Annotated in this window: 20 protein-coding genes and 1 pseudogene; 13 read left to right on the top strand and 8 right to left on the bottom strand. The window is 71.6% G+C overall.

The genetic code is table 11. The annotated features are described in order from the left end of the window. Nucleotides 1-4 precede the first annotated feature (4 nt). The 3 genes from OG534_RS18210 to OG534_RS18200 are packed head-to-tail and all read left to right on the top strand — an operon-like array spanning nucleotide 5 to nucleotide 3,465. Nucleotides 5-1,267 (top strand): ATP-grasp domain-containing protein, encoded by a 1,263-nt coding sequence (locus OG534_RS18210; protein WP_326589110.1) that lies wholly within the window; start codon nucleotides 5-7, stop codon nucleotides 1,265-1,267. 36 nt (nucleotides 1,268-1,303) lie between these two features. Further along, a complete protein-coding gene (locus OG534_RS18205) occupies nucleotides 1,304-2,449 on the top strand; it encodes an NAD(P)/FAD-dependent oxidoreductase (RefSeq protein WP_326589109.1) in 1,146 nt (381 codons plus the stop codon). Between the two features lie 29 nt (nucleotides 2,450-2,478). Next, nucleotides 2,479-3,465 carry an MmcQ/YjbR family DNA-binding protein gene (locus OG534_RS18200; RefSeq protein WP_326589108.1) on the top strand — a complete coding sequence of 329 codons (987 nt, stop codon included), beginning with the start codon at nucleotides 2,479-2,481 and terminating at the stop codon, nucleotides 3,463-3,465. A gap of 22 nt (nucleotides 3,466-3,487) precedes the next feature. Here OG534_RS18200 and OG534_RS18195 read toward each other — a convergent pair whose 3' ends face one another. Next, the gene (locus OG534_RS18195) at nucleotides 3,488-4,936 is read right to left on the bottom strand and encodes an NB-ARC domain-containing protein (RefSeq protein WP_326589107.1); all 1,449 of its coding nucleotides are present in this window, start codon (nucleotides 4,934-4,936) and stop codon (nucleotides 3,488-3,490) included. A gap of 175 nt (nucleotides 4,937-5,111) precedes the next feature. Here OG534_RS18195 and OG534_RS18190 point away from each other — a divergent pair, with 175 nt between their 5' ends. After that, the gene (locus OG534_RS18190) at nucleotides 5,112-8,339 is read left to right on the top strand and encodes an AfsR/SARP family transcriptional regulator (protein ID WP_442807105.1); all 3,228 of its coding nucleotides are present in this window, start codon (nucleotides 5,112-5,114) and stop codon (nucleotides 8,337-8,339) included. Nucleotides 8,340-8,414: 75 nt separating this feature from the next. Here the strand turns inward: OG534_RS18190 and OG534_RS18185 are convergent, their stop codons facing one another. Then, on the bottom strand, nucleotides 8,415-8,588 hold the full coding sequence (locus tag OG534_RS18185; protein WP_326589105.1) for a hypothetical protein: 174 nt from the start codon (nucleotides 8,586-8,588) through the stop codon (nucleotides 8,415-8,417). A gap of 88 nt (nucleotides 8,589-8,676) precedes the next feature. Beyond that, nucleotides 8,677-9,600: a hypothetical protein gene (locus tag OG534_RS18180; protein ID WP_326589104.1), complete on the bottom strand. Its 924-nt coding sequence runs from the start codon at nucleotides 9,598-9,600 to the stop codon at nucleotides 8,677-8,679. Nucleotides 9,601-9,808: 208 nt separating this feature from the next. On the opposite strand from OG534_RS18180, the gene OG534_RS18175 reads away from it, so the two are divergent. Further along, on the top strand, nucleotides 9,809-10,342 hold the full coding sequence (locus tag OG534_RS18175; protein WP_326589103.1) for a LysM peptidoglycan-binding domain-containing protein: 534 nt from the start codon (nucleotides 9,809-9,811) through the stop codon (nucleotides 10,340-10,342). Between the two features lie 137 nt (nucleotides 10,343-10,479). Here OG534_RS18175 and OG534_RS18170 read toward each other — a convergent pair whose 3' ends face one another. Further along, entirely contained in the window at nucleotides 10,480-11,202 is a 723-nt protein-coding gene (locus OG534_RS18170; protein ID WP_326589102.1) for a DUF5324 family protein, read from the bottom strand. Nucleotides 11,203-11,349: 147 nt separating this feature from the next. Here OG534_RS18170 and OG534_RS18165 point away from each other — a divergent pair, with 147 nt between their 5' ends. Continuing rightward, nucleotides 11,350-11,877, top strand: a complete 528-nt coding sequence (locus OG534_RS18165) for a peptidylprolyl isomerase (RefSeq protein WP_326593688.1) — start codon at nucleotides 11,350-11,352, stop codon at nucleotides 11,875-11,877. 132 nt (nucleotides 11,878-12,009) lie between these two features. Further along, nucleotides 12,010-12,894, top strand: coding sequence for a rhomboid family intramembrane serine protease (locus tag OG534_RS18160; protein ID WP_326589101.1), 885 nt, complete (start codon nucleotides 12,010-12,012; stop codon nucleotides 12,892-12,894). A gap of 115 nt (nucleotides 12,895-13,009) precedes the next feature. On the opposite strand, the gene crgA is transcribed toward OG534_RS18160, so the two are convergent. Continuing rightward, nucleotides 13,010-13,264, bottom strand: coding sequence for a cell division protein CrgA (crgA, locus tag OG534_RS18155; RefSeq protein ID WP_326589100.1), 255 nt, complete (start codon nucleotides 13,262-13,264; stop codon nucleotides 13,010-13,012). 91 nt (nucleotides 13,265-13,355) lie between these two features. Here crgA and OG534_RS18150 point away from each other — a divergent pair, with 91 nt between their 5' ends. The 6 genes and pseudogenes from OG534_RS18150 to OG534_RS18125 all read left to right on the top strand — a co-directional run bounded on the left by OG534_RS18150 (nucleotide 13,356) and on the right by OG534_RS18125 (nucleotide 17,332). Continuing rightward, nucleotides 13,356-14,129 carry a DUF881 domain-containing protein gene (locus OG534_RS18150; RefSeq protein WP_326589099.1) on the top strand — a complete coding sequence of 258 codons (774 nt, stop codon included), beginning with the start codon at nucleotides 13,356-13,358 and terminating at the stop codon, nucleotides 14,127-14,129. Then, entirely contained in the window at nucleotides 14,101-14,853 is a 753-nt protein-coding gene (locus tag OG534_RS18145) for a class E sortase (protein ID WP_326589098.1), read from the top strand. The genes OG534_RS18150 and OG534_RS18145 overlap by 29 nt, the downstream gene beginning before the upstream one ends. A gap of 89 nt (nucleotides 14,854-14,942) precedes the next feature. Beyond that, nucleotides 14,943-15,119, top strand: a complete 177-nt coding sequence (locus OG534_RS18140; protein WP_030011120.1) for a hypothetical protein — start codon at nucleotides 14,943-14,945, stop codon at nucleotides 15,117-15,119. After that, nucleotides 15,116-15,754, top strand: coding sequence for an aminodeoxychorismate/anthranilate synthase component II (locus OG534_RS18135; protein ID WP_326589097.1), 639 nt, complete (start codon nucleotides 15,116-15,118; stop codon nucleotides 15,752-15,754). The genes OG534_RS18140 and OG534_RS18135 overlap by 4 nt, the downstream gene beginning before the upstream one ends. Then, nucleotides 15,703-16,590, top strand: a pseudogene (locus OG534_RS18130) (class E sortase); the annotation flags it as partial. The gene OG534_RS18135 and the pseudogene OG534_RS18130, both read left to right, overlap by 52 nt. A 13-nt stretch (nucleotides 16,591-16,603) precedes the next feature. Beyond that, nucleotides 16,604-17,332 (top strand): class E sortase, encoded by a 729-nt coding sequence (locus tag OG534_RS18125; protein ID WP_326589096.1) that lies wholly within the window; start codon nucleotides 16,604-16,606, stop codon nucleotides 17,330-17,332. 176 nt (nucleotides 17,333-17,508) lie between these two features. On the opposite strand, the gene pknB is transcribed toward OG534_RS18125, so the two are convergent. The 3 genes from pknB to OG534_RS18110 all read right to left on the bottom strand — a co-directional run bounded on the left by pknB (nucleotide 17,509) and on the right by OG534_RS18110 (nucleotide 22,621). Beyond that, nucleotides 17,509-19,536: a Stk1 family PASTA domain-containing Ser/Thr kinase gene (gene pknB / locus OG534_RS18120; RefSeq protein WP_326589095.1), complete on the bottom strand. Its 2,028-nt coding sequence runs from the start codon at nucleotides 19,534-19,536 to the stop codon at nucleotides 17,509-17,511. 194 nt (nucleotides 19,537-19,730) lie between these two features. After that, the gene (locus OG534_RS18115) at nucleotides 19,731-21,200 is read right to left on the bottom strand and encodes a peptidoglycan D,D-transpeptidase FtsI family protein (protein WP_326589094.1); all 1,470 of its coding nucleotides are present in this window, start codon (nucleotides 21,198-21,200) and stop codon (nucleotides 19,731-19,733) included. Further along, nucleotides 21,197-22,621, bottom strand: a complete 1,425-nt coding sequence (locus OG534_RS18110) for an FtsW/RodA/SpoVE family cell cycle protein (protein WP_326589093.1) — start codon at nucleotides 22,619-22,621, stop codon at nucleotides 21,197-21,199. The genes OG534_RS18115 and OG534_RS18110 overlap by 4 nt, the downstream gene beginning before the upstream one ends. Between the last annotated feature and the right edge of the window lie 27 nt (nucleotides 22,622-22,648).

Genomic DNA, 22,648 nt, shown 5'->3' with positions numbered 1-22,648 from the left:
GAACATGACTGATGACGCCAACGTGACCGATGACGGCGTGGTGATCCTGGTCGGCAGCGGACAGCAGGCCTACCGCGAGTACCTGCTCGCGGGCGCGGCCCGCCGACGCCCGATCTGGATCCTGGACGCGGCGGAGCCGACCTGGCAGACGCAGTACGTCATCGGCTCCACCACGGTCGAACTGCTCGACCGGGAACGCCTGGTGCCCGACCAGGAGGCGCTGATCGCGGCCGCCGAGGCGGTGGCCGCCGAGCACCGGGTGGTGGGGGTGTTCAGCTACGACGAGACGCTCGTGGTGACCACCGCGCTCATCGCCGAACGGCTCGGACTGCCCGGCCTGACCCCGCGGGGCGCCGACAACTGCCGCAACAAGCACAACACCCGGCAACTGCTGACCGCCGCCGGGCTGCCGCAGCCGCACTTCGCCTGCGTGACCGACGCCGGGGAGGCGCTCGCCGCGGCCGACTCCTTCGGCTACCCGGTCGTGCTCAAGCCCCGCGGCATGGGGGCGAGCATCGGCGTCATCCGGGTCGACGGACCCGAGGCGGTCCGCGCGGCCTTCGAGGTCGCGGACACCGCCAGCCACGGCGGGAACAGCGCCTACGAGGGCGGGGTGCTGGTCGAGGAATGCGTCATGGGACCCGAGATCAGCATCGACGGAGCGGTCTTCGACGGCAGCTGGACCCCGCTCTTCCTCGCGCACAAGGAAGTGGGCCTGGAGCCCTACTTCGAGGAGACCGGGCACATGGTCAGCGCCACCGACCCGCTGCTGGCCGACGAGGAACTGCTCGGCGTACTCGGGGAAGCCCACCGCGCCCTGGGCATCGGCTACGGGATCACCCACACCGAGGTGAAGCTGACCTCCCGCGGCCCGGTGATCATCGAGGTGAACGCCCGGCTGGGCGGCGACCTCATCCCGTACCTCGGCAGTCTCGCCACCGGGATCGAGCCGGGCGAGGTGGCCGTCGAGGTCGCCACCGGCAGCCGGCCCGCGTGGACGCCGGCCAGGGCCCGCACCGTGGGCATCCGCTTCCTCTACCCGCACCGCAACGGCACGGTCCGCTCGGTCGACGTGCCCTCCCTCCCGGACAGCCCGGGGCTGCTGGAGGCGAACGTCATGGTCCGGCCAGGCACCTCGCTGCTGCTGCCGCCGGAGGGCTACCTCAGCCGGTACGCCAACGTGATCTGCGCCGGCGACTCCCCGCTGAGCTGCGAGGAGTCCCTCGCCAAGGCGACGGCGCTGACCACGATCGTCCTCGACAGCTGACCCACAGGCCATCGGAACACGGAAAGGAGGTGTGTGATGTCGGCGAGGGTGACGGTAGTGGGCGGCGGTGTGATCGCCCTGCTCACGGCGGTCGAGTGCGTGCTCGAAGGACACAAGGTCACGGTCGTGGACCAAGGCCCCATCCCGCACAGCAGAGCCACCTCTTTCGACCAGCACCGGATCCTGCGGGCCCTGCACCCCGCGGATCCGCGGACCACGGAGGCCGCGCTGCGGGCACACCGCCGCTGGGTCGAACTGGAAGAGCTCTTCCTGACGCGGTTCTACGAGCAGGTCGGCGCGCTCACCGTGCTGCCGCCCGCGGCGGCGGCGGACGGCGCGGCGATGCTCGGCGACGCCGGGGGCAGCGCGAGGGAGCTGACGGCGGCCGGCCTGTCCGACCGCTATCCGCACCTGCACGTGGACGGCGGTCTCGGCGCGGTGCTCGAGGACGAGGCGGGGGTCCTGCTCGCCGAACGCGTCCTGGCCGCCTGTGTCGGCTGGCTGAAGTGGCAGCGGGGCATCGAGCTGATCGAGCACCGGGCCGTGACCGCCGTGGACGGCGAGAGCGGCAGCGTACGGCTGGTGGACGGGCGGGTGCTGCACGGTGACGCGGTGCTCGTGGCGGTGGGGCCCTGGTCCCGGGGCCTGCTGCCGCAGGCCGTCGCGGAACGGCTGACCCTGCACCGGCAGTCCCTCCTCTACTGCCGGGTGCCCCGCAACCAGGCGCGGGCCTGGGCGGCCACCCCGGCCATCCCGGCCCTGGGCACCAGGGGCGGGGCCTGGCTGATCCCGCCGGTGGCGGGCACGGCCCTCAAACTGACCTCGGCCACCGCCTGCCGGGTGGTGGACGACATCACCGACTACGCCACCGACCCGTACTGGCAGCGCAAGCTGGAGAAGGAGTTCGGGGACATCCTCCCCGGCTTCGGCCCGGCCTGGGTCACCGCCGCCAAGGACGCCTACTACACGTCCTTCACCGAGACCGGCGGCCCGCTGCTGGTCGCCCTAGGCGGCGCGGGATACGCGTACGCGGCCTGCGGTGGCACATCCTTCAAGTTCGCGCCGCTCATCGCACGGTCGCTGGCCGACCGGCTGACCGGCAGGAGTCCGTCGCTGATCGGCCTCGGCGCGCTCGACGGGCCACCGCTGGACGTCCACGCCCCGCAGCTCGCGGGCCTGTGAGCCGGCGGCCGGAAGTGGAGGAGGACACGGTGGTCACGGTGCACGACGTACGGCGGCTCGCGCTCGCCCTGCCCAGGACCGAGGAGCACCTGATCCGGGACCGGGTGAAGTTCCGGATCGGCCAGATCGTCTATCTGGCGCTCTCCCGGGACGAGAGCGAACTGGGCTTCGCCTTCCCCAAGGAGGAGCGGGCGGCGCTCGTCGCCGCCGAGCCGGAGAAGTTCTTCCTGCCGCGCGAGTCCGACCTGCGGTTCCACTGGGTGGAGGCCAGGCTCCCGGCCCTGGACCTGGACGAGCTGACGGAGCTGGTGACCGAGGCCTGGCGGATGGTGGTGCCGGCCCGGGTCGCCCGCGAGCACCTGGACCCGCCCGCCGCACCGGAGCCCCCGCCCGCCCCGACCCTGGCCGAACTGGAGGCCTCGGCCGAGGTGTTCAACGGGTTCGCGGGAGTCGACCGCAGCTGGCTGGCGCTGCGCGAGGAGACGGCGGGCGCCCTCGACCTCTCCGACGCCGGGCACCGCACGGCCCTGCACCGCTGGCTGAACTCCTGGGGCTGCCGGATCCGCTACCCGCGCGAGGGCGAGCCCGACCTGTTCGGCGAGGGGCTCGCCGCCTGGTGGGGACGCCACCGCCTGCCGGACGCACCGCTGGCCGGGCTCACCCCGCGCGACATCGCCCGGTTCGTCCGGGCCTACGAGGAACTGGCGGCCCTGCCGATCGGCCGCCGCAGCCTCGGCCCGACCGCCGCCTCCAAGGCGCTGTACGCCCTGCGCCCCGCCTCGGTCATGCCCTGGGACGCGGCCATCGCCGACCGGCTCCACGGGGCCCGCGACGGGGCGGCCTTCGGCCGCCACCTGCGGATCGGCCGGAGCTGGGCGCGTGCGGCGCTCGCGGAGGCCGGCGGCACGGACGAGGTGGCCCTGTGCGCCCGTCTCGGCCGGCCCGGCATTCCCCTGTCGAAGATCCTCGACGAACACCTCTACGTCACGATCACCTACGACGCGAGGAAGACATGAGCGGGCGGGCGGCCGGCCGGGACTACCGCGGGAGCCGCGCGTGCACGGGCGCCCCGGGGCGGGCGGCGGGCGCCGGCGCCTCCTCCGTAGGGTCCGGCTGGGCCAGCGCGAAGGCCCGGGCCATCGGGGTCAGTCCGTACTGCACCGGCAGGTCGGAGTGGTCGAGCAGGCCCGCGTCGAGGAGCCGTTCGAGGAGGTCCTCCACCGGCTGGGCGGACCGCTCGACCAGGACGGCGAGCGCGTCCGCGGACTCGTACACGACGTTGTCCACGGAGGGCGGGTTGTCCGAGTCGGCGAACTGGCGCAGCATCAGCCGGGCCCACGGGGTCAGCAGCCGGTAGGCGCTGTCGAGGCGGACGCTCAGGGAGTCGTCCCCGACCTGCAGCCGTCTCAGGAACCGGCCGGGCTCCGGCCGTCCGTCGCCGAGCAGCTCGGACACGGCGTCCTGGAGCATCCACTCGGGCCGGGCCGCGATGCGCCGGCCGGCCAGGTTCAGCGCCAGCGGCAGGTCCCCGCAGGCATCGGCGAGGCGCAGGCAGGCGCGCGGCTCGGTGCCGACCCGGTCGCCGCCCAGCAGCTGCGCGAGCAGCTCCATCGACTCGTCGCGGTCCAGGGCGGGCAGCCGGATCCGGCCAATTCCGTCGAGGCCCAGCAGCCGGGAGCGGCTGGTGATGATGATGCGGCTCTCGGGCGCCGCGATGAGCAGCTCCCGTACCTGGCGCTCGTGCTGGACGCCGTCCAGCACCACGAGCAGCCGCCGCCGGTTGAGCAGCGAGCGGTACAGGCCGATCCGCTGCCCGGGGTCGTTCGGGATGCGGTCGGCGGGGATGCCGAGCGCCTCCAGGAAGCCGCCCGCGATCCCGGCGGCGTCCTTGCGTCCGTCCGCGGCCGGGTCCAGGTTCGCGTAGAGCTGCCCGTCGGGCAGGTTCACGGCGAGCTCGTGGGCGAGCCGCAGGGCGAAGGCGGTCTTGCCCGCGCCGACCTGACCACTGATCACGAGGGGGGCGACGGCGCGCTGTTCACCATACGAAGGGGCCGTCATGGCCCTGGCCTGCTGGAGCAGTGCACCCCGTCCCACCAGCGGGTGGGGCTCCATCGGCAGCTGGGCGGGCGGCGGCAGGACGGCGCGCACGCCGGCGGCGCGCAGCTCGTTCTCCTGGTGCTGCTGGACGGCCTTGGCCGCCGGCCGGGCCGCTCCGTCATCGCCCTCGGCGCGCGCCGCCTCGTGCCAGCGGCGCTCCCAGCCGGCGCGGTCCCCGCCACAGGCCTCCGCGAAGGCGAGGGCCACCTGAAGGGTCGGGAGGCGGTATCCGGCGGCCGCGTCGGAGAGCACCGAGGCGGAGAACATGGCCCGCGTGGCCATGTCGCGGTAGCCGGGACTGCCGGCCGCGGCCCGCAGCCTGCGCAACTCCCGGGCGAACGCGGTGACTGGTCCGGCATCGGGGGCCAGCGGTCTCTCCAGTCTTCCCACGACTCTGCTCCTTTGGCATTCGCTCCGTGTGCTGCCTGCTGCGGCCTGCTCGTGAACTGTCGATGTCGCCCTTCCCGATCTGCTACCGGATGCTTACCGCGCGCTAGCAGGAACCCCTATGATCCGGTTGACATGGCCTGGCCAGGGGCCCTGTTCACTTGGGGGTGGATGCCCGATGCCGGGGGCGGATTCGGATTCCGGGGAGAGACGGAGCGTGGATCCTGTGGGGGACAGGACGCGCTTCAACGTGCTGGGGTCACTTGAGGGCTGGGTCGACGAGAAACGGCTGCGGCTGGGGGGATCGATCCAGGAACGGGTCCTGTGCATGTTGCTCCTCGAAGCCGGCCGGGTGGTGCCCGTCGCCCGGCTCGTGCAGGCGACCTGGGAGAACGACCCGCCGGTGACCGCGGCGCACCAGGTCCGCAAGGCCGTCGCCGACCTGCGGCGGCGCATACCGGACGGGACCGAGGTGATCGTCACCGACGGGCCGGGATACCGCGTGGTGGTGGCGGACGACCAGGTCGACCTCCTGGAGTTCGACGCGCTGACCAAGGACGCGGCCCGGGCCGTGCGGCAGGGCCGGCAGTCCGAGGCCGCCGACCTCCTGCGGGCCGCGCTCGCGCTGTGGCGGGGCTCCGTCCTGTCGGGCGTGGGCGGACCGGTGATCGAGGCCGCGGCGACGGCGCTGGAGGAACGCCGGCTGGCGGCCGCCGAGCAGCTCTTCGACCTGTGCCTGGCACTGGGCGAGAGCGGTGAACTCATCTCCGGCCTGCGCGAACTGATCACCCGGCACCCGCTGCGGGAGACGCTGCGCGGCCAGCTGATGCTCGCCCTGTACCGCTCGGGACGGCAGGCCGAGGCGCTCAAGGAGTACGGGGAGGTCCGCGGGCTCCTCGTGGACGAACTCGGGATCGATCCGGGACCGCGGCTGGCCAGGCTGTACGAGGCGATCCTGCGGGACAGCCCCGAACTGGCCACGCCCGAACGGCCCGCCCCCGTACGCCCGGCGCCCGAACCGGCCGCTCCCGTACGGCCGGCGCCCGAGCCTGCGGTGGTCCCCGTACGGCCGGCGCCCGAGGAAGCGGCCCCCGAGCCCGCGGCCCGTGCGCAGCCGGTGCCCGGGCAGGCGCGAGAGCAGCCGCAGTCCCAGCCGCTGTCCCCGGCCCCGCCGGGGGACGCGGCCCCCGCACCCGCCGACGCCCCGTGCACCCTGCCGTACGACCTCCCCGACTTCACCGGCCGCGTCAAGGAACTGGCCGAACTCTTCGACTACGCCCAGGATGAGGGCCGGGGCGGCGAGCGGCACTCCCGGATCGTCGCCATCGACGGCATGGGCGGCATGGGCAAGACCACCCTGGCGGTCCGCGCCGCCCACCACCTGGCCCCGCGGTATCCCGACGGGCAGCTCCACATCGACCTGCACGGATTCACCCCGGGCCGCCAGCCCGTGACGCCCGCCGCCGCGCTCGACAGCCTGCTGCGGGCCCTCGGGACACCCGGCGACCGCATCCCCGAGGACCTGGAGGGCCGTACCGGCCTGTGGCGCTCGAGGCTGGACGGCCGGCGGATGCTGCTCCTGTGCGACAACGCGGTCGACGCCGCGCAGATCCGGCCCCTGCTGCCCGCTTCGCCCGGCTGTCTGGTGCTGATCACGAGCCGGGGGCGGCTGCTGGACCTCGACGGCGTCGAGTGGGTGTCCATCGGGATGATGGAGCCCGAGGACAGCACCAGCCTGATGACCGAGACGCTCGGCACGAACCGGGTGGGCGCCGAACCGGAGGCGTCCGCCGAACTGGCCGAGCTGTGCGGCCACCTGCCGCTGGCCCTGCGGATCGCGACCGCCCGGCTGCGCAACAGGCCGCGCTGGACGGTGCGTTACCTGGTCGAGCGGCTGCGCGACGAGACGCGCCGGATGGACGAGCTCAGCTCGGGCGAGCGCAGCGTCGCGGCGACCCTGCGCCTGTCGTACCTGGCGATGGACGAGGAGTACCGCACCGCTTTCCGCATCCTGAGCCTGTACCCGTGCGCCGGTACGGACGTGCACTCGGCGGCGGCGCTCCTCGGCACGGCGGTCCGCGACGCCGAGGACGCCCTGGAGTTCCTGCTCGACGTCCACCTCGTGCAGCAGCCCGACATCGGCCTCTACACCTTCCACGACCTGGTGCGCAGTTTCGCCCAGAGCCTGCGGGGCCCGGCGACGGCGGCCGACGACGCCGCGGCGGTCGAGCGGCTGCTCGGCTACTACCTGACGACCTCGAACGCGGCCTGCGAGATGCTCTTCCCCGGCCGTGAGCGCCGGCCCACCGGCATCCCGCCCTACCACGGCGAGCGGCCGTACTTCAGGAACGCCGACCAGGCCGTGAGCTGGTTCGACCGGGAACAGGCGGGACTGCTCGCCGCCGTGTCGCTCGCCGAGCGGTGTGGCCACGACCGGTACGCGGCCTGTCTGAGCCGCAACGTCGGCTTCCACCTGCACGCGCACGGACAGCTCGACGAGTTCTGGAGCGTCGGGCACCTCGCGGTCGCCGCCGCCCGCCGGCTCGACGACCCGGCACTGCTGGGCATCAGCCTGGCCAACCTGGGCGCCGCCTGCTGGAAGCTCGGCCGCTTCGAGGAAGGGCTGGAGGTGGCCACGGAGGCGCGCGACACCGCGGTGCGCGCCGGGGACCGGCACACCGAGGCGCACAGCGAGTCGACCATCGGGCTGCTGATGTCGATGCTCGGGAGGTACGAAGAGGCGCTGCCCCTGCTGGAGCGGGCCGTCGCCATGGCCCGGGAACTGGGCAATCCGCGCGCGGAGGCCGAGGCCCTGACCATCCTCAGCACGCTGTACGAGCGGTGGGGCCGCTATCCGGAGGCGGCCGCCGCCGCCCGCCAGGCGCTCGACGTCGGCGGTGACCCGGTCAACGAGATCATGGCCCTGACCGACCTGGCCTTCGCCCACGTGGGCCTCGGCGAGGACGCGGACGCCCACGAGAGCCTGAAGCGTGCCCGTGACCTGTGCGACGAGACCAGGTCGCCCGGGGACGTCGCCCTGGTGTTCGCGCTGTCCGCCCAGGTCGCGGAGCAGCGGGGCGACGGTTCGCAGGCGCGCGCGTTCGCCGAGCGCGCCCTGGTCCTCGGGCGGACGAGCGGTGCCCCGATCCGGCTGGCGAAGGTCGTGAACGTCCTCGGCCAGCTCCACATGACGTGGGGGGAACACGAGGAGGCGCTGGCCCTGCACGCCCAGGCCTACAAGATCGCGGCGCCGATGAGCTTCCGCTCCGAGGAGGCGTTCGCGCTGGTGGGGCTCGCCCGGGCGGCCGAGGCGCTGGGCGACGCGGAGACCGCGGCCGGCCACCGCGCCGCGGCGGAGGAATTATTCGACTTCATGGGTCTGCCGGAGCACCGCCGGTCGCACTGACCCCGCACGTGGACGTGCCCCGCACCGGATCTCCGGTGCGGGGCACGTCCACGTCCTGCGCGGCGCACGGCCGGCTTACGGGGTGGGGACCGGGGAGGGGAGCGGGGAGGGAGCCCCCGGACCCTTGTTGTCCGCGACCACCTGGTACCCGGAGGGCTGACCGGCGTCCACCGAGGACACCGTCACACCGACCGCGATCGCCAGCGTCGCGGCGAAGATCCCGATCAGTCCAGCCAGCTTGCTGCGCATGTGTTGAACCCCCTGGTTGCGTACCCGGTGCGCGGTTCCCGTGTGGTGCGGTGGCCGCTCTCGACAAGACAAAGACTGGCCGAGGGCCTTACCGGTCCGTTCCCCTCTCGATACCGCTCGCGGCCGTGGCACGGGAACCGCCGTTCCCGCCCCGTTCCCGTTCCCGTTCCCGGTCCTCGTCCCGGGCCGCCGCGATCCGCGATCCCCGCGCGCTGACCAGCACGTCCGTCCGCGTGGCCCCCGATTCGTACCCGGCCAGATCCAGCAGGGCCCGCACCGTCGCGCGGATCCCGGCCCGCTCCGCGTCGTGGAGCGGCGCCGCGTTCCCCTCGGGGGTGATGTCGGCGACCAGGTGCATCCCGTCGACCGTGAGGGTCTCCACGCGGAACTTGGCCCCCGTCAGCAGCTCTTCGACGAGGTACGGGGCCGAGTGCCGGGCGGTGACGGCCTGTTCGGCCCACTGGTCGAGTCCTGGCCGGTCGTGCACCGGTACGGTCCACCAACAGCCGCTCTTGTCGGCCGACTTGATGACCACCGGCAGCGGGAAGTCCTCCGCCAGGGCGCGCGCCTCGGCGACGGACTGCGCCTCCTCGGCGCGGACGGCCGAGGTCCGGCTCTGATTGAGGATCCGCCGGATCGTCACCGCGTCGGGCAGCCGGCCCGCGGGCTCCTCCCGGCTCGCGGAGAGCTCACGCAGGACTTCCTCCGCGGCGGCCGCGGACCCCGTTCCCAGACCCTTCTCCAGATCGCTCGCGAGGTACAGGACGTGCCCGATCCCGTGCTTGAGGACCGTGTCCGCCAGCAGAGCGCGCAGTGCTTCCGCGTCGTCGAAGTCCACCTTGAGGAGCCGCTGCGGGGGCAGTCCGGCGGGGGGTCGCGCGTCCTGCGGCCGTGGCCGCGGTCCGAGATCCGACACCACCCAGACGTCCAGGCCCGCCACGACCGCGGCGCTCACGAGCCCGGGTCCGGGCCTGACCAGCACCACTCGTTCCGCGGCCTGTTTGATGATCACAGCATTCTCCTCCATCGTGTCCCACGATGCTGGCGCCCCGTCTTCCCGGTCCCTTCCCGCCGCGGTACCGAATAGGTGTACGGGCCTTGCATCCCCCGGATGGCCCCGTCACTGGGCCGCCCGGCGCCCGGTGTCCGACAGTGGGGGAAGGCACCGAGCCCAGGGGGCACCATCACGCCGGAGGCGTACACACCGGAGGCGTACAGACATGGGACTCTTCGACTTCCTGAAGTCCGACAAGAAGAAGGCGGACGAGGCCGCCGAGAAGGTGAAGCAGCAGGTGCAGGAACAGGCGGCCGCGCGGGGGACGCCTCACGCGAGTTCGGCGGCCGACGCCGCCGCTGCCACCAGGGCCGCCGCCGAGCGGATGACGGCCGCGGCGCCGCCCCGGCCCGCGACCCCGACACCCGGGTCCGCCGCGCACAAGGCGGTGCCCGCCACGCCCAGGCCCCCCGCGATGCCGAAGGCCGCTCCCTCCGCCGCGGCGCCGGGGGCGATGCACACCCCCACGCCCAAGTCGGCCGCGCACAAGGCCGTGCCGGCGGCCCCGGTGCCGAAGCCGCCGGCCGCCGCGGCGCAGCGCACGTACACCGTCAGGGCCGGGGACTCGCTCTCCGAGATCGCCCGTCGCGAGCTGGGCAACGAAGCCCGCTGGCGTGAGCTCTACGCCATGAACCAGGGCGTCGTCGGCTCCAACCCCGACCTCCTGCGCCCGGGCATCGTCCTCACCCTCCCCGGCTGACCCGGCTGACAGGGCGGCGTGGGCGGCGGAATCCGCAACGGCCGGTCCCACGTGGAAGGGCCCGGATCCAGCAGGATCCGGGCCCTTCCACGGTGCTCGTTGCCGGCGCGCGTCGCCCGGCGCGGCTCAGCGCGTGTTCAGCGCTTGTCCTCCGGGCCCGGACCGGACCCGGCCTCGCGCTCCTTCTCCGCCAGCTCGTCGTCGAAGCTCGCGGGAGCGGCGTCCTGCGTGGACAGCTCCGTGGCCGCCGGCGGTTCGACGAGCCAGTCCGGGTTCGACTGCTGGTCCCACCAACGCCACGCCAGGTAGGCGCCGACGGCCAGCACGCCGACCACCGCGACGCCCTTGAACAGCCGGCCGCACTTGGCCCGCCGCTCGTGACGCCGCACCAGCTTCTGCACCTCCTTGGCCGACACCTGGCCGCGCAGCGCCGCCAGGGCCGCCGTCGACCGCGACGCGGCCTCCTCGGCCACCGGCGTGGCGGCCGCGATCGCGCTCTCGATCCGCGGCTGTGTGTAATCGGCCGCCTGCCGCGCCGCCAGGCGCGTCTGCTCCACCGCCTTCGTCGCCGCCCGGTCCACGTGCGGCGGCACGTGCGCCCGCGCGGCCTTGAGCCGGGGATGCAGATGGCTGTCGTAGGTCATGCGGGCATGCCGCGCGGCGCCGTTGGCCGCGTGCGACATCTTGGGCGCCAGCAGCTCGTTCGCCTCCTGCGCGTAGTGCACCGCGGCGTCCCTGGCGGATTCCGCATACGGCGCAACTGCCTCCGTCGCGTGCCGCACGGTCTCCCTGGCGCTCTCGGCTGCCAGGCGCACGCTGTCCTTGCCGGTCACGGGATCCTCCTCCTCGGTGGCGGACACAGTTCACCTTTCCACCCTTTGTCGGATCATGCCTGCCATATCGCTGACAGGCATGCGTGACAGGGCATACGGGTGGACGATTTCAGTGCCGCGGAGCGCTCCGTGCGACCATCTGGACCGACAGTGATGACTATGGAAGGCAGATCCGTGGCCGAGAAGCTCTACGCCACCCTGAAGACCACCCACGGCGACATCGAGATCGAGCTTCTGGAGAACTTCGCTCCGAAGACCGTCCGGAACTTCGTCGAGCTCGCCACGGGCGCCCGCGAATGGACCCGCCCCACCGACGGCCAGAAGACCACGGACCCGCTGTACGACGGCACCGTCTTCCACCGCGTCATCAGCGGCTTCATGATCCAGGGCGGCGACCCGCTCGGCAACGGCACCGGCGGCCCCGGCTACCAGTTCGCGGACGAGTTCCACCCCGATCTGGCCTTCACCAAGCCCTACCTGCTCGCCATGGCCAACGCGGGCCCGGGCACCAACGGCTCGCAGTTCTTCATCACCGTCGCGCCCACCGCCTGGCTGACGCGCAAGCACACCATCTTCGGCGAGGTCGCCGACCCGGCCAGCCGCAAGGTCGTGGACGCCATCGCCGGCAGCGCCACCAACCCGCGCACCGAGCGCCCCCTGGACGACGTGATCATCCAGTCCGTCGTCGTCGAGAAGCGCTGACGGACCGGATTCCGTCCCGGGCCCAGCGGGCTCACCGGGCGCACCGGGAACCTTTCCGCCCCGCCCGTCCGTACTGGATACATACCGGACCGGCGGGGCGCCCCCCTGCCCCGCCGCCGATCGAGGGGACCGATGGACACCGACCGTCTGCCGGGCTGCTACCGCCACCCGGACCGCGACACGGGGATCAGCTGCACCCGCTGCGAGCGTCCCATCTGCCCCGAGTGCATGATCAGCGCCTCGGTCGGCTTCCAGTGCCCCGAATGCGTCCGCGAGGGCTCCGGCGCGGGGCACCGCCCCACCGCGAACGCGCCGCGCACCATCGCCGGCGGGGTGGTCGCCGCCGACCCCCACCTCGTGACCAAGATCCTCATCGGGATCAACGTCCTGGTGTTCCTGGTGGCCGCGGCCAACCCGGCCCTGGTGGTCCAGCTGGAGTTGATCGGCCGGTACCGGGAATTCGACCAGTTCCTCGTCGGCCCCGTCGAGGGCGTCTCCACCGGCGAGTACTACCGACTGCTGACCTCGGTGTTCCTGCACACCGAGTGGTGGCACATCATCGGCAACATGCTCGCCCTGTGGGTCATCGGCGGTCCGCTGGAAGCGGCACTGGGCCGGGCCCGCTACCTCGCGGTCTACCTGCTGTCGGGCCTGGGCGCCAGCGCCCTCGTCTATCTGCTGACCGCGCCGAACACCGCGACCCTCGGTGCGTCCGGCGCCGTCTTCGGCCTGCTCGGCGCCACCGTCGTGCTGGTGCGCCGGCTGCGGTACGAGATGCGGCCGGTGATCGTCATGGTCGTGCTGATGCTGGTCCTGACCTTCGTCCCGCTCGGCGGCAGCCTCAACGTCTCCTGGCAGGCCCACGTGGGCGGCCTGGTGACCGGCGCCCTGGTCGGCCTGGGCATGCTCACGCCCGCCACCGGCAGGACCCGCACACTCGTCCAGTGGGGTACCTGTGTGGTGGCGTTCCTGCTGGCCGCGGCGGTGATCGTGCTCCGCACGGCGGAACTCACCTGATCACATCGGCGTCAACTCTCCACAGAGTTATCCACAGATCTTCTGTCTTTTCCTCAGGTGTGGATGACGCTGTGGATAACTCATGGGGAGAGCTTCCATCAGGGACTGGTGCGTGCTACTTCCACTGCGTGGAAACGCCGAATCCCGCGGCGATGAATCCGAAACCGACCACGATGTTCCAATTGCCCAGTGCCTGGATCGGCAGCTGGGTCTCGGTCACGTAGAAGACGACGATCCACGCGAGTCCGATCAGGAAGAACGCCAGCATGACCGGGGCGACCCAGCTGCGGTTCGTCAGCCGGATGCTCTGCGGCGTCCGCGTCGGCGGCGGCGTGTAGTCGTCCTTCTTGCGGATACGTGACTTCGGCACGAGGGGCTCTCCTGTCGATGCGCTGGGGACCTTGCCTGCCCCGGGCGTCCGTTAGCGTAGTGGACCTGTGGCGTTGAAGGAGAAGGGTACGTTGAGCAATTCCGACGACTCCTCCGCGGGTCCCCGTCGCCGGGCCAGACCGGTCCGGCTGCTGACGGCCGCCGTCTTCGCCCTGGCCGGGCTGCTCTTCGTCACCAGTTTCAACACCTCCAAGGGTACGAACATCCGGACGGACGCCTCACTCCTGAAGCTGTCGGACCTGATCAAGGAACGCAGCCAGGACAACGCGGAGCTGGAGCAGAGCATGGGGGCGGTACGCCGCCGGGTGGACACGCTCGCCGATCGCGACGACGGCAGCACCAAGGCCGAGGACGCCAAGCTGGCCGCCCTGCGCGCGGCCTCGGGCACCCAGGAGCTGTCCGGCAAGGGCCTGACGGTCACCCTCAACGACGCCCCGCCGAACGCCACCGCCCGCATCCCCAACGTGCCCGAGCCGCAGCCCAACGACCTGGTGATCCACCAGCAGGACCTGCAGGCCGTGGTGAACGCCCTCTGGCAGGGCGGCGCCGAGGGCATCCAGGTCATGGACCAGCGGCTCATCTCCACCAGCGCGGTGCGCTGCGTGGGCAACACCCTGATCCTCCAGGGCCGGGTCTACTCCCCGCCGTACAAGATCTCGGCGGTCGGCGACCCGGCCGCGCTGAAGAAGGCCCTCGCCGCCTCCCCCGCCCTGCAGAACTACCAGGCGTACGTGAACGCGTACGGGCTCGGCTGGAAAGTGGACGAGCACAAGGCGCTGACACTTCCCGCCTACTCCGGCACAGTGGACCTCCACTATGCGAAGCCGGTGGCGCCCACCCCGTGATCGGGTCCGTCCCGACGTCCTGCTGCGCCTGGTGGTACGGACGTTCAGCGAGGTGTGCCTGACGGCGGGCACGCTGATCGTGCTGTTCGTGGCGTACGTCCTGCTGTGGACCGGGGTCAAGGCCGACCGGGCCATGGACGGCGAGATGACCCGGCTGCGCGACGGCTGGGCGGCGGCTCCGGCGGCCGCGCCGCAGCCCGCGCAGCCCACGCCGTCGGCACCCCCGGCGGCCCCCGCGGAGCCGGAGCGCTACCCCGCCGGCAAGGCCTTCGCCGAGATGTACGTCCCCCGCTTCGGCCCGGACTGGGTCAAGCCCGTCCTGGAGGGCACGGACCCCGAGCTGCTCAAGCGGGGCCTCGGCCACTACGCCGGCACCGCCCGCCTCGGCGCCGTCGGGAACTTCTCGGTGGCCGGCCACCGGCGCACGTACGGGGACCCCTTCAAGGACTTCCCGCGGCTGCGCCCGGGAGACGAGGTGATCCTCAAGGACGCGGGCACCTGGTACACGTACACGGTGCGGGGCGGACCCCTGCGCACGCTCCCGACCGACATCGGCGTGGTCGACCCGGTCCCGGAGAAATCGCCCTTCGGGCAGCCCGGCCGGTACCTGACGCTGACGACCTGCGACCCGGAGTGGGGCCACAGCCACCGGCTGGTCGTCTGGGCGGAGCTGACCGGCACGCGCACCGCCGAGCGGGGCAGACCGGACGGTTTGTCCAGGTGACCCACCCTTTCGGGCCGCTGCCTTTAGTCTGTTCGCGTACCGCCCCTGCGGTGCGTTGAACGAACGCGGACGAAAAGGAATCAGGCGGCATGTACGGCTGGATCTGGCGGCACCTGCCGGGCAACGCGTGGGTACGCGCGCTGATCTCACTCGTACTGGTCCTCGCGGTGGTCTTCGTGCTGTTCCAGTACGTCTTCCCGTGGGCCGAGCCGCTCCTGCCGTTCAACGATGTGACGGTGGACGAGGGATCGGGAGCCACTCCGTGAGCGCGCGCATTCTGGTTGTCGACAACTACGACAGTTTCGTCTTCAACCTGGTCCAGTACCTCTACCAGCTCGGCGCCGAATGCGAGGTCCTGCGCAACGACGAGGTCGAGCTCTCGCACGCGCAGGACGGCTTCGACGGCGTGCTCCTGTCCCCCGGGCCGGGCACGCCGGAGGAGGCGGGCGTCTGCATCGACATGGTCCGTCACTGCGCGCAGAGCGGCGTTCCCGTCTTCGGCGTCTGCCTCGGCATGCAGTCGATGGCCGTCGCCTACGGAGGGGTCGTGGGCCGGGCGCCGGAGCTGCTGCACGGCAAGACCTCGCCCGTGGTGCACGAGGGCCGCGGGGTCTTCGAGGGGCTGCCGTCACCGTTCACCGCCACCCGGTACCACTCCCTCGCCGCCGAGCCCGAGACCCTGCCCGGCACGCTGGAGGTCACCGCGCGCACCGAGGACGGGATCATCATGGGCCTGCGCCACCGGGAGCACGACGTCGAGGGCGTGCAGTTCCACCCCGAGTCGGTGCTGACCGAGTGGGGCCACCGGATGCTCGCGAACTGGCTCGTGCGGTGCGGTGACGCGGGTGCCGTGGAGCGCTCGGTGGGGCTGGCCCCGGTGGTGGGCAAGGCCGTCGCGTGACCGCGGTCGCGCCGTCCGCGCCCACGGAGGGCCGGGCCGCGCGACGCAGGGCAGCTCAGGAGGCCGCGAAACGGACCGCCAGACGCACCCGGAGGCGGGGCGGGCGGCGGCGCAGGCGGCCCGCGTCGGGCGGCCCGGTGGTCATCGCGAGCCGGCTGGGCGGAGAGCTGTTCATCACGCTGGGCCTGGTGATGCTGCTGTTCGTCGCCTACCAGCTCTGGTACACGAACCTCGTGGCGGAGCGGGCGGCGAACGGGGCCGCCGGCTCGCTGCGGCAGACGTGGGAGCGCCAGGCCGGTGAGGGCGAGCCGGGTGAGGTCGGGGCCGCCGCACCGCCCGTCACGGCCTTCGAGCCCGGCCAGGGCTTCGCGATCCTCCACATCCCGAAGCTGGACGTGAAGGTCCCCGTCGCGGAGGGCATCAGCAAGCCGAAGGTGCTGGACCGCGGCATGGTCGGGCACTACGGCGAGGGCGCACTGAAGACGGCGATGCCGGCGGACGAGAAGGGCAACTTCGCGGTGGCCGGACACCGCAACACGCACGGTGAGCCCTTCCGCTACATCAACCGGCTGGTGCCCGGGGATCCCGTCGTGGTCGAGACCCGGGACGCCTACTACACGTACGAGATGACCTCGTCGCTGGCGCAGACCCCGCCGACGAACGTGGCGGTGATCAAGCCCGTGCCCGAGGGATCGGGGTTCACGTCCGAGGGCCGGTACATCACGCTGACCACCTGCACCCCGGAGTTCACCAGCACCTACCGGATGATCGTATGGGGCAGGATGACCGAGGAACGCCCCCGCAGCCAGGGCCCGCCGCCCGCGCTGACCAGCTAAGGACGAATCAGCAGTGTCTCGTGCCCGCCGCCGCGCCGCGGCCCCGCCCGCCGGCAGCCGCAGTGTGCTCGCCGGGTTCCTGAGCCTGCTGGGCGAGGTCCTGATCACGGTCGGCCTGGTGCTCGGCCTGTTCGTGGCCTACTCGCTGTGGTGGACGAACGTGCTCGCGGACCGGCACGCGTCGGCGGGGGGCGACCAGGTGCGCCGGCAGTGGCAGACACCGGACCCGTCGACGCCCGCGCAGCCGGGGGCGCTGGACACCAAGGACGGCGTCGGCTTCCTGCACGTGCCGGCGATGAAGAACGGCGAGGTGCTCGTCAAGCAGGGGACGGCGCCGGACATCCTCGACGACGGCGTGGCCGGGTACTACACGGAGCCGGTGAAGTCGGCCCTGCCGTGGGACGAGAAGGGGAACTTCGCGCTCGCCGCCCACCGGGACGGTCACGGGGCGAAGTTCCACAACATCGACAAGGTGAAGAACGGCGACGCGATCGTCTTCGAGACCCGGGACACCTGGTACGTCTACAAGGTGTTCGCGGAGCTGCGCCAGACCTCGAAGTACAACACCGACGTGATCAACCCGGTCCCGAAGGACTCGGGCAAGGCCGCCCCCGGCCGGTTCATCACGCTCACCACCTGCACCCCGGTCTACACCTCGAAGTACCGCTACATCGTGTGGGGCGAGCTGGTCCGGACGGAGAAGGTGGACGCGAAGCGCACGCCGCCGGCCGAGCTGCGCTGAGCCGCCGCTGAGCCGCTGAGCCGCTGAGCCGCTGAGCCGCTGAGCTGCGGGGCCGCTGAGCCCGGCGGCTGCGGTGCTCCGGACCAGGAAGGCCCCTGGGCGCCGCTGTGAGGCCCGTACGCAAAAGGTCCGGCCCCCGGGGAGGGGCCGGACCTTTTGCGTACGTAGCGGGGCGTCTAGCGGCCGTCCAGGCCTCCGATGAAGCCGCCGCCGTTGTTGCCGCCGTTGTTGCCGCCCTGGCCCGGCGTCGTGATGACGTTCACGTTCTGGCCCGGGGTGGCCGGGGCACCGGGCTGCGGGTCGGTGCCCACCACGATCGCGTTGTCGTCCGACGGGCCGACGACGACGCTGCCGAACCTCAGGTTGGCGCGCCGCAGATCGTCCTTGTACTGGCCGAGGGTCCGGCCCGCGAAGTTCGGCACCGCGGTCTGCGCCGAGGCCTTCGCGATGCTGATGTTCACCGTCTTGTTCAGCTCGAGCGGCGTCCCCGCCGGGTACTGCTGATCGACGACCGTGCCCGGCGCGGCTCCGGGCGAGTCGATCTCGGTCACGCTGCCGAGCCGGAGGTTGACGGCCTTGAGGGCCTTCTCCGCGTCTTCCTGCTTCTTGCCCTTGAGCTCCGGGACCGAGGCCTTGGAGACTTCCTTGGCGACGGTCAGCGTGACGACGGAGTTCTTCTCCGCCTCGCCGCCCTTGGGGCTCTGGTCGAGCACGGTTCCGGCGGGGCGGTCGGACTCCTTGGCCTTCCGGTCGACCTGGAAGCCCTTCTCCTTCAGCGCCGCCTCGGCCTGCTCGTACATCAGGTTGATGACGTTGGGGACCGGCTCCTTGGGCGCGCCCGCGGAGATCGTCACCGTGACCGTGGAGCCGTCCTCGACCTTCTTGTCGGGCTGCGGGTCCTGCTTGCAGACGTTGCCCTTCGGCTGGTCCGCGCAGGGTGCGTCGCCGCCCTTGACCACCGTGAGTCCGACGTTGTTGCCGCTCTTCTGGGCCTGTTCGAGGGTCTGGCCGATGAGTTTGGGCACGGCGGGGCGGTTGTCGGCGGTGTCGCCGAAGAGGGAGCGGCCGATGAGGATCGCGCCGACGAGGACGAGGATGCCCGCCGCGACGAGCAGGATCGTGGAGGCCTTGCTCTTCTTCTGCTGGCGGCGGCTGGGGCCCTGGTCGTAGCCGCCGTGGCCCTGGTCGCCGTAGCCGTACCCGCCGTCGCCCGGGGGCATCGGCGGCATCATCGAGGTCTGGCCGGCGTCGGTGGTGCGCAGGGCGGTGGTGGGCTGGTCGTAGCCGGGCTGCCCGTAGCCGTGGCCTTGGTCGTGCGGGTAGCCGTAGCCGGCCGCGCCCATGGTGGCGGTGGCGGCGACGGGCTGGCCGTCGAGGCAGGCCTCGATGTCGGCGCGCATCTCGTCGGCCGACTGGTAGCGGTAGTCGGGGTCCTTGACCAGGGCCTTGAGGACGATGGCGTCCATCTCGGGCGTGATCTCGGGGTCGAAGTTCGACGGGGGCTGCGGCTCTTCCCGTACGTGCTGGTAGGCGACGGCCACGGGGGAGTCGCCGACGAACGGGGGCCGGACGCTGAGCAGCTCGTAGAGCAGGCAGCCCGCGGAGTAGAGGTCGGAGCGCGCGTCGACCTGCTCGCCCTTGGCCTGCTCGGGCGAGAGGTACTGGGCGGTGCCGATGACGGCAGCCGTCTGCGTCATGGTCATGCCGGAGTCGCCCATGGCGCGGGCGATGCCGAAGTCCATGACCTTGACCTGGCCGGTGCGCGTCAGCATCACGTTGGCGGGCTTGATGTCGCGGTGCACGATGCCGGCGCGGTGCGAGTACTCGAGGGCCTGGAGGATGCCGATGCACATCTCCAGCGTGCGCTCGGGCAGCAGCTTGCGGCCGGAGTGCAGCAGCTCGCGCAGGGTGGAACCGTCGACGTACTCCATCACGATGTACGGGATGGAGATGTTGTCGACGTAGTCCTCGCCGGTGTCGTAGACGGCGACGATCGCCGGATGGTTCAGCGACGCGGCCGACTGGGCCTCGCGCCGGAACCGGGCCTGGAAGGACGGGTCACGGGCGAGATCGGCACGCAGGGTCTTGACGGCGACGGTACGGCCGAGCCGGGTGTCGTGGGCGAGGTAGACCTCGGCCATGCCACCACGGCCGAGCACGTGGCTCAGCTCGTACCGGCCGCCGAGGCGACGCGGCTCTTCCATAACGTTGCAGCCCTCTCCGTCAGTCCCGACCGCACCTGTGTGTGGTCCGGCGGTGTGCTGTTCGCGCAAAGGCTACCGGCCGATCGTCCGTGATCGGTTCGTGGCCACAGGCTGATACTGGACCGGTACCGTACGCTCGGTTCCGGGCGGAATTCAGTGACGTGCGTCACTCCGCTCCACCCGCAATCCGGCGGTTACTTCTGGCTCTTGAGCACCGCTTCCATCACGGCCTTGGCGACGGGGGCGGCGAGACCGCCACCGCTGATGTCGTCGCGGGCCGTGCCCTCGCTGTCCTCGATGACGACGGCTACGGCGACGGGCGAGGCGCCTTCCGGGTTCTCGGCGTAGGAGATGAACCAGGCGTACGGACGCTTCTTGTTGCCCTCGCCGTGCTGGGCGGTGCCGGTCTTGCCGCCGACCGTCACGTTCTTGATCTTGGCCTTCTCGCCCGTGCCCTTCTCGACGACGTTGACCATCATCTGCTGGAGCTTCTCGGCGTTCTCGGCGGACAGCGGCCGGCTCATCTCCGACGGGTCGTGCTTCTCGATGATGTCCAGGTTGGGGGACGTGAGGTTGTCCACCATGTAGGGCTTCATCAGCTTGCCGTCGTTGGCGATCGCGGCCGTGACCATGGCCATCTGCAGCGGGGTGGCGGCGGTGTTGAACTGGCCGATGGCGCTCTGCGCGTTGCCGTCCTTGCCCATCTTCTTGTCGTAGATGCTGGCGAACGCGCGGACCGGGATGTCGATCTTGTCGTTGTTGAAGCCGAACTTCTCCGAGGTCTCCACCATCTTGTCGCGGGTGACCTTGTCACCGAGGTTCGCGAAGACGGAGTTGCACGAGATGCGCAGCGCCTCGTTGAGGCTGGCCTTCTCGCACCCTGTGTGGGAGTTCGGCAGCTGGGTCTTGGTGCCGGGGAGGAAGTACGGCTCGGGGGTGTCCGTCGGGTCGTCGATGCCCTTGACGACGCCGTGCTCGAGGGCCGCGGCCGCGGTGACCACCTTGAACGTGGAGCCGGGCGGATACGTCTCGCGCAGCGCGCGGTTGACGAGCTTCTTGTCCTCGCTGTCCTTCAGCTCGACCCAGGCCTTCTCGTCGGCCTTGGAGTTGCCCGCGAAGCTGGAGGGGTCGTACGAGGGGGTGGAGACGAGGGCGAGGATCGCGCCGGTGCGCGGGTCGATGGCGGCGACCGCGCCCTTCTTCTCGCCGAGCGCCTTGAAAGCGGCCTTCTGGGCCTCGGGGTTGAGCGTGGTGACGACGTTGCCGCCCTGCTTCTTCTCCCCGGTGAACATGCCGATGGTGCGGTCGAAGAACAGCCGGTCGTCGTTGCCGGTGAGGATGCCGTCCTCGAGCGATTCGAGCTGGGTGGCGCCGAAGGCCTGCGAGGCGTACCCGGTCACGGGCGCCCAGAGCGGGCCGTCCACGTAGGTCCGCTTGTACTTGTAGTCGCTGCCGGCGGTGACCGCGGAGCCGGTGATCGGTGCGCCGCCGTTCACGATGATGTTGCCGCGTTCGGTGGCGTACTGGGCGATCTGGACCCGGCGGTTCTCCTTGCGCGTGCTGAGTTCCTCGGCCTGCACGTACTGCAGCCAGTTGGTGCGGATCAGCAGGGCGAGGACGAGCAGCCCGCAGAACAGCGAGATGCGGCGCAGGGGCTTGTTCATGACGGGCGGACCACCTGGGTCATCTCGGAGTCGGGGGACGGGGCGGGGGCCGGGGCAGGTCGGCGTGCGGTGTCGCTGATCCGGATGAGGACGGCGATGAGGATCCAGTTCGCGAGGACGGAGGAACCGCCCGACGCGAGGAAGGGCATCGTCATGCCGGTGAGGGGGATGAGGCCCATGACGCCGCCGGCGACCACGAAGATCTGGAGCGCGAAGGCGCCGGAGAGGCCGATGGCGAAGAGCTTGCCGAAGGGGTCACGGGCGGCGAGGGCGGTGCGGACGCCCCGCTCGATGATCAGCCCGTAGATCAGGAGGAAGGCCATCACCCCGGCGAGGCCGAGCTCTTCGCCGACGGTGGAGAAGATGAAGTCGGAGTTGGCGGCGAAGCCGATGAGGTCGGAGTTGCCCTGGCCCCATCCGGCGCCGAGGACACCGCCGGAGCCGAAGCTCATGATCGACTGGCCGACCTGCTCGCAGGCGCCCGAGGTGGCGTAGCAGCCGAAGGGGTCGAGCCAGGCGTTGACGCGGGCCTGGACGTGGCTGGCGAAGGAGGCCACGACGACGGCGCCGCCCACCGACATCAGCAGGCCGATGACGATCCAGCTGGTGCGCTCGGTGGCCACGTACAGCATGACCACGAACATGCCGAAGAAGAGCAGCGAGGTGCCGAGGTCGTTCTCGAAGACCAGGACCAGCAGGCTCATCGCCCAGATCATCAGGATCGGGCCGAGGTCGCGGCCGCGGGGCAGGTAGAGGCCCATGAAGCGGCGGCTGGCCAGGGCCAGGGCGTCACGCTTCACCATCAGGTAGCCGGCGAAGAAGATCGCGATCACGATCTTCGCGAACTCGCCGGGCTGGATGGAGAAGCCGCCGACGCTGATCCAGATCTTGGCGCCGAAGACGTCGGCGCCCAGGCCCGGGATGACGGGCAGGATCAGCAGCACCAGGGCGCCGGCCATGGAGATGTACGTGAAGCGCTGCAGGACGCGGTGGTCCTTGAGGATCAGCAGTACGGCGGCGAACAGGGCGATCGCCAGCGCCGTGTACATCATCTGGCGGGGCGCGGAGGGCGAGAAGTCACCGAAACTGCGCTTGGCGAGGTTCTGCAGCCGCTCGGACTGGTCCAGGCGCCAGATCAGGACCACGCCGAGCCCGTTGAGCAGGGTGGCGAGCGGAAGCAGCAGCGGGTCGGCGTACTTCGCGTACCGGCGCACGACGAGGTGCGCGATGCCGGCGAGGACCGCGAAGCCGAGGCCGTAGACGAACATGCCGGGGGGCAGGTCGCCGTGGATCGCCAGACCCACGTTGGCGTAGGCGAAGATCGGGATGACCACGGCGAAGACGAGCAGCAGAAGCTCGGTGTTCCGCCGGCTCGGCAGCTCGATGGCGCCGATGGTGGTCGTGTTGGTGACAACGCTCATGGTGTGGCAGGCCCCCTGTGCCCGCGT

The sequence above is a fragment of the Streptomyces sp. NBC_01294 genome (assembly GCF_035917235.1).
GTDB classification, from domain to species: Bacteria; Actinomycetota; Actinomycetes; order Streptomycetales; family Streptomycetaceae; genus Streptomyces; species Streptomyces caledonius.
Note: the sequence above shows the minus strand (reverse complement) of the source record. Positions and strands in the feature narration are given on the sequence as shown.

What these genes read in the sequence shown, in the direction of transcription:
- OG534_RS18190 (WP_442807105.1), top strand. Translation starts at nt 5,112, where the DNA reads ATGCCGGGGGCGGATTCGGATTCCGGGGAGAGACGGAGCGTGGATCCT.
- OG534_RS18160 (WP_326589101.1), top strand. Translation starts at nt 12,010, where the DNA reads ATGGACACCGACCGTCTGCCGGGCTGCTACCGCCACCCGGACCGCGAC.
- OG534_RS18115 (WP_326589094.1), bottom strand. Translation starts at nt 21,200, where the DNA reads ATGAACAAGCCCCTGCGCCGCATCTCGCTGTTCTGCGGGCTGCTCGTC.
- OG534_RS18205 (WP_326589109.1), top strand. Translation starts at nt 1,304, where the DNA reads ATGTCGGCGAGGGTGACGGTAGTGGGCGGCGGTGTGATCGCCCTGCTC.
- OG534_RS18140 (WP_030011120.1), top strand. Translation starts at nt 14,943, where the DNA reads ATGTACGGCTGGATCTGGCGGCACCTGCCGGGCAACGCGTGGGTACGC.
- OG534_RS18110 (WP_326589093.1), bottom strand. Translation starts at nt 22,621, where the DNA reads ATGAGCGTTGTCACCAACACGACCACCATCGGCGCCATCGAGCTGCCG.
- pknB (WP_326589095.1), bottom strand. Translation starts at nt 19,536, where the DNA reads ATGGAAGAGCCGCGTCGCCTCGGCGGCCGGTACGAGCTGAGCCACGTG.
- OG534_RS18185 (WP_326589105.1), bottom strand. Translation starts at nt 8,588, where the DNA reads ATGCGCAGCAAGCTGGCTGGACTGATCGGGATCTTCGCCGCGACGCTG.
- OG534_RS18145 (WP_326589098.1), top strand. Translation starts at nt 14,101, where the DNA reads ATGCGAAGCCGGTGGCGCCCACCCCGTGATCGGGTCCGTCCCGACGTC.
- OG534_RS18175 (WP_326589103.1), top strand. Translation starts at nt 9,809, where the DNA reads ATGGGACTCTTCGACTTCCTGAAGTCCGACAAGAAGAAGGCGGACGAG.
- OG534_RS18210 (WP_326589110.1), top strand. Translation starts at nt 5, where the DNA reads ATGACTGATGACGCCAACGTGACCGATGACGGCGTGGTGATCCTGGTC.